Source organism: Corallococcus exercitus (assembly GCF_003611585.1).
Lineage (GTDB): Bacteria > Myxococcota > Myxococcia > Myxococcales > Myxococcaceae > Corallococcus > Corallococcus exercitus.
The window spans coordinates 1-6080 of sequence record NZ_RAVW01000522.1 but is presented as its reverse complement, the minus strand read 5'-3'; the positions used below and the strand labels follow the sequence as shown (position 1 = coordinate 6080).

The following is a 6080-nucleotide window of genomic DNA, read 5'->3' as shown; positions in this document are numbered from 1 at the left end:
CCTCCCGCCAGCCCGCCACCCGGGCGCGCTCCCTCGCCTGCTCCAGCCGCTCGCGCGCGTCCGACACCCGCCCGCCGGCCACCAGCAGACGCCCGGCGTTGAAGTGGATGCGCGCCACCTCCTGGGCATCCCCGCCCTGCTCGGCCAGGGCGAGCGCGCGCTCCAGGTCCGACAGCGCCTGGGCCGGCTCGCCCGCGAGGACCCGCAGGCCCGCGAGCTGCGACAGCGCCCGCGCCTGACCCACCGCGCTGCCCACCGACCGCGCCTGCTCCGCCGCGCGCGTGAAGGCCACCCGTGCCCGGTCCAGCTGCCCCAGCCGCTGCTGAAGCCGCCCCAGGAGGAGGTAGTGCTCCCAGAAGAAGTCCGCCGACTGCGGCGTCCGGTTCCCCATGCGCTGGAAGGCCCGCGCCAGCAGCTCCACCGCCGCCGTCGTCTCGCCCTTGGCCTCGCGCACCCTCGCGAGCTCGCCCAGCACCAGGGCCTCGACCTCCGGATCCGCGCCCGCCGGCCCCTGCGCCATGCTGAGGCGCACCTCCGCGTCGTCCACGCGCCCCAGCTTCAGCTCCGCGACGGCCAGGCGCCGCGCGGCCTCCGCCCACCTGCCGGGCGTCTGCATCACCGGCACACGGTCCAGCCACGGCGTCACCAGCCCGTCCACGGCGGCGGGGTCCGTCTGCGTGAGACATCCCGCCGCGCGCGCGAGCACGTCCAGCTGCCAGCGCACCACCGTCGCCGTCGCGCCGGGCGTGCGGCCCAGGGCCCAGCGGTAGAAGTCCACCGCCGCGCGCCACTCGCCGCGCGCCGCGAACCAGTCTCCCGCCCGCTCGCACGCGGCCGGCGCGCCGGAGGCGTCCGCGCCCAGCAGGTGATCCGCTACCCGCACCTCGCGGGCCGGCTCCTGCATGAAGGCCTCCTGCTCCAGCGTCTCCGCCAGCTCCTGGTGCGCGCCGCGCAGCTGTGGGGGCGACAGGCGCTCGCGCAGCACCTGCCGCGCCTCCTCGCGTGTGAAGCGGAAGACGCCGGGCTGCTGGGGCACGGGCACCACCCACTCCGTGTCGTCCAGCACCTCCGCGCCATCCGGGGCCGTCAGCGACGCGCGCACCAGCTCCGCGGAGAAGAGCGAGCCCTCCACCGCGGCCCGCTGGAGGAAGCGCAGCGACGCGGCGGGCAGCAGCTCCAACCGCGCTCCCAGCGCCTGTCCCAGCCCCTGGGGCAGCAGCGCGGCGGTCAGCGGGCCATTGGCCTGGAAGCCGCCCTCCGTGCGCTGCAACACGCCCACCGCCACCAGCAGCCGCACCAGCGCCAGCGCATGCGCGGGATTGCCGCGCACCCGGTCCGCCACCGCCCGCTCCAGCGAGGGCGACAGGGCCATGCCCAGACTCGCGGTGAGCAGCGCGTTCAGCTCCGACGGTGACAGTCCCTCCAGCACCGTCACGGGCAGGGACGCCAGCGCCGTGGGCACCGCGTCCACGTCACCCGTGGCCACCAGCGCCACGCCCGTGTCCTTCGCCGCGAGCACGCCCGCGAGCAGCTCCAGCGACGGGCCGTCCACGCGGTGCACGTCGTCCACCAGCAGCAGCAGGCCGGACGGCTTCGCCACGCGCTGGAGCGCGTCCACCAGCGCCCCGTCTCCCGCGGGCAGGTGTCCGCCCACCGGCGCGCCCCGCGCAAGCCTCCGCCAGAGCGCCGCGGCCTCCGGTTCGGAGAAGCCCAGGCCCGACAGCGGCGGCTGCGTCGCCTCTCCGCCCGTCGCGGCCCGCGACAGCGCGGCGAACACCGTGCGCCACAGCCCCAGCGCTCCGGCGGAGCGGGGGTCTCCGCCCCACGCGTACACCACGCGCGGCGACGTGCCCGTGGCCAGCTCCGCCACCGCCTCCAGGAAGCGGCTGCGTCCCACGCCCGTGGGCCCCACGAAGAGCCGCGCGCCACCCTCGCCCTTGCGCGCCGAGTCCACCACCGCCCGCGCCTGGGCCAGCGCCTCGTCGCGCCCCACCAGGGTGTCCACGCGGGCCGCGGGCACGCCGGACTCCACCCGCCACGCCGTGCCGCCGGGCAGCTCGCGCGCCACGCCGATGCGCACCCCGCCCGCCTCCACCAGCAGCGCCTTCACCGAGGCGCCCACGAGCAACTCTCCCGGCGCCGCCGCGTCCGCCAGCGCCTGCGTCCGCTCCAGCCCCAGGCCAGACAGCCGGGGTGCCCCGCCCTCCGTGTTCACGCGTACGCCGCCGGGCTCCAGACCGGACGACCGGGGCGCTCCAGTCTCCGCGCTCACGCGGACCACGCCGGCCTCCAGGCCGGACGGACGGGGCGCTCCAGTCTCCGCGCTCACACGGACCACGCCGGACTCCAGGCCCCGCCGCACACCGGGCCCGGCACTCCCCAGGTCTTCCGCGCACTTCAGCGCCCGCGTCGCATCATCGGGACGCGCCTGCGGCAGGCCGAAAGGCAGACACCAGCGCGTGTCCGACAGCGCCACCGCCTCCACGTGGTGGCGCACCGCGGCCTGCGCCACCGCCTCGCGCAGCCGGGCTGCGTGGGCCGGCTCGCCCACGACCACCAGCAGCGTGAGCCTGCGCATCTGCGCCTGCGCGTCCATCGCGCGGATCTTCACCGTGGGGCCCGGGGCCTCGTCTCCCAGGGCCGGGGGCCCGTCGTCTTCCTCGGAGGACGGTGACGCCTCGGCCAGGGCGGCGGCCAGCGGCGCGGGCACCTCCATCGTCGGGTCGGTGGGCGGCTCGTGCACGGCGCCGTCGTCGCGACGGGCGGCGGGCGCCTTGGCCGTCGGCGCGTCCGGGATGTCCTCGTCGCCCAGGTGCACGGGCGGCTCGCGCAGCACGGGCATCCTCGCCAGCTTCGGCGCCGGGGCTCCGGAGACGGGCGTGAGCGACTTCGGCGCGGGCCCCCCGGACGCGGGCGTGAGCGAGTTGCCGCACGCGGGGCAGAAGCGGTTGGTCGCGCTGGTGGATTGGCCACAGCGCGGGCACGACACGCTGGAGGGCTCGCGGACCTGGGGCAGCCCGGGCTCTCCGATGGCCGCGTCACGCAGCCGCGCGAGCACCGTGTCGCCCACCAGCCGCGTCACCACCGCGGAGACGCTCTCCCCCGGCGCCTCCGGCACTTCATCCAGATAGGACTGGAGCGCGCGCGCCACGTCGGAGCACCGGGCGAAGCGCTGCGCGGGCGCGCGGTGGAGCATGCGCAGGATGATCTGCTCCAGCAGCGGCGACAGCCCCTCCACGAACTGCGAGGGCCGAGGCACCGCCGCCAGGGCGATTCTCCGCATGGCCTCCGCGGGGTTGTCCGTGTCGATGAACGGCCGGCGCGTGCACAGCTCCCACAGCACGACGCCCAGCGCGAACTGGTCGCTGGTGCCGGAGACGGGCTCGTTGCGCACCTGCTCCGGCGACATGTAGCGCAGCTTGCCCTTGAGCACGCCCGTGCGCGTGCGGCTGGCGCGGATGGTCGCCTTGGCCACGCCGAAGTCCACCACCTTCGTCAGGCCGTCCAGGCGCACCATGATGTTCTGCGGGCTGATGTCCCGGTGCACCAATTCCAGCGGCGCGCCCTGGTTGTCACGCGCGTGGTGCGCGTGGTCCAGCCCCAGCGCCGCGTCGCGGATCATCTGCGCGCAGACGCGGTGGGGCAGCGGCGTTCCGGCCCGCTGCGCCGCCTTCGCCAGGCGGCCCAGGTTCTCGCCCTCGATGTACTCCATGGCGATGTAGAACGTGCCCTGCCACGCGCCGACCTCGTACAGCGAGACGACGTTCGGGTGGTTCAGGTGCGCCGCGACGCGGGCCTCGTCGAGGAACATCTCCACCGAGCCCTCGTGCTCCAGCAGGTCCGGCAGCAGGCTCTTGAGGATGACGGGGCGCTCGAAGCCGCTCACGCCCACCTGACGTGCCAGGAAGATCTCCCCCATGCCCCCCACGGCCACGCGGCGCAGCACCGCGTACCTGCCGAAGATGAGGGAAGACGAAGCACCGGACACCATCGCCCTTGCACCGTACCCAGCGATCCCCATCCCCCGCCAGTCCCCGGCGCCCCGCTTTCACACCGGCAAGCATTCACCCTTCGCGCCGCCGTGTGGGGTCCTGACGCACCGGGCGTGACGGGTGGGGTCCCGGACGCTGTTCAGACGTACCAGGTCAGCCGCCCCGCCTGCTCGGATGACCCGGGCGCGAGGGTCAGCGGCGACACATACAGCCCGCGCCGCTCCCGCTTCCACCAGGCCCCGGTGCGCTGGCGCTCCTCCGGGGACGTCATCCGGTAGTCGTGGAGCACCGCCCGCACCATCCGGGGCGGACGGTCCGGGAAGGGGTTGGACGCGAACAACTCCAGCACCTCCGGCGAGCCCTCCAGCAGCCGCTCCAGCAGGGCCAGGAACCACGAGGGCGGCGACCCCAGCGCGGCGAACCACATCTGCCAGTCCAGCCGGGGCTGGTGCGGGGCCACCTGGCGCGGAGGCTGGTCCACCGCGGAGGTCTTGTAGCGGAACGGGTACGCCACCCAGTGCACGCCGTCGTCCGAGCCCTCCACGGTGATCTCCGGCCGGTCCACCGTCATCACCGCGAACAGGCCGTAGGCGTTCACCGAGTGCAGCGGCACCATCCGGTCCTCCAGCCAGTCCACCGCCCGCACCAGGCGCTCCGGGCCGCGCGGCCACCACCCCATCCGGCGCAGCAGCTCCACCGTGCCCAGCGTGAGCACCGGCACCGCCGTGACCGTGGACAGCGCCGTGTCCAGCACCGACGGCCGCCGCGCGGGCTTCGCGTCGCGCCACAGGCCCTCCGGCAGCACGCGCCGCAGGGCCGCGTCGTCCAGCAGCCACAGGCCCAGGGCCAGAGACTGGACGTTGAAGAAGCCGTAGTTGCCCGTGGCCATGATGGCCGCCTGCAACGCGGAGAAGACGCCGAAGGCGGCCTGCCGCACGCGCCGGGGACCGAACGCGAGGAAGGGCACCGCCGTCTCCGCCGCCAGCACCGCCGCCGTGCCCGCGTGGCGCACCGAACGTGGAAGCTGGTGCGCGGCCCAGCCTCCGCGCGTGGGCAGGGGCGCGGTCTCGAAGTACACGTCGCACGCGCTCAGCTCGCGCCACGTCCGGTCCCCCGAGTGGAACTTGCTCACGCCCGACCCGAAGTAGAGGCGGAACACGAGCATCCGGAAGAGGAACACCTCCAGCGCGGACACGTCCCGCTTGCCCAGCCCGGGCCGCACGCCGCCCGGCGCGGTGAGCGTGCCCAGCAGCCCCATCTCCAGGAGCAGCACGTCCCACTGGAACGACAGGAACTCGCGCCCCAGCGACACGTAGGACAGGTACAGGCCCCACAGCGCGCCCGCGCTCAGACGCGGGGCCACGTTGAGGAGCAGCGCCAGCGACAGGCCCTGCCCCACGCGGCAGCCGCGCACCAGCGCCGCGTCCGACGCGTCCTTCCAGAACACGGAGGGACGGCGCCACCGGCCCTGCGCGGCATAGCGCTCGGACTGCGCCACGTCGCGGATGGGCCGGATGCCCTTCTCTCCGTAGAGCCCCAGCACCTGCTTCCCCAGCGACGTGAAGGCGATGAGGAACGTGCCGCCCAACAGCCGCATGAAGGCCCAGCGCACCAGCCGGTGCTCCGCGGGCTCCGTCACGCGGCTGAACAACCACGTGTCCCAGCGCGACGCGCGCCGGCGGTTGTGCGCGATGACCGAGTACACCGCGCCCGCCACCTGCCGCACGCCGGGCAGCAGGCCCAGCCGCGCCGCGACGCGCGTGCTCCAGCGGGGCGACCAGGCGAGCATGCGGAAGACGGCCTCCGCGCCGGACGAGCGGCGCCCCGACGGCTCCACCAGCTGCATCGCCCGCCGCATGTCCTCCTTCGGAATGCCCAGCAGCGCGCGCAGCCAGCCGGTCCCCGCCGCGAAGCGCACGCGGCCCCCGGTGTCCTGGCGCCAGCGTGCCACCCAGCGCTTGCAGAAGCCGCAGTCCCCATCGAACAGCACGAGCGGTCTCGACTCGCCGGTCGTCGCGCGCATCAGGTGTCTCCTTCGTCCGAATGACAAAGGTGCGCGCGGCGGGCGGGATGCGAAGGGGGTGGCGG

General features: G+C 75.1%; 2 protein-coding genes. Both read right to left on the bottom strand.

All coding sequences use genetic code 11. The annotated features are described in order from the left end of the window. Positions 1-3991 (bottom strand): protein kinase domain-containing protein (locus D7W79_RS37540; RefSeq protein ID WP_120530074.1); only part of this gene is annotated, 3991 nt, incomplete at its 3' end. 140 nt (positions 3992-4131) lie between these two features. Continuing rightward, the gene (locus D7W79_RS37535; protein WP_120530073.1) at positions 4132-6015 is read right to left on the bottom strand and encodes a lipase maturation factor family protein; all 1884 of its coding nucleotides are present in this window, start codon (positions 6013-6015) and stop codon (positions 4132-4134) included. Positions 6016-6080: the final 65 nt, after the last annotated feature.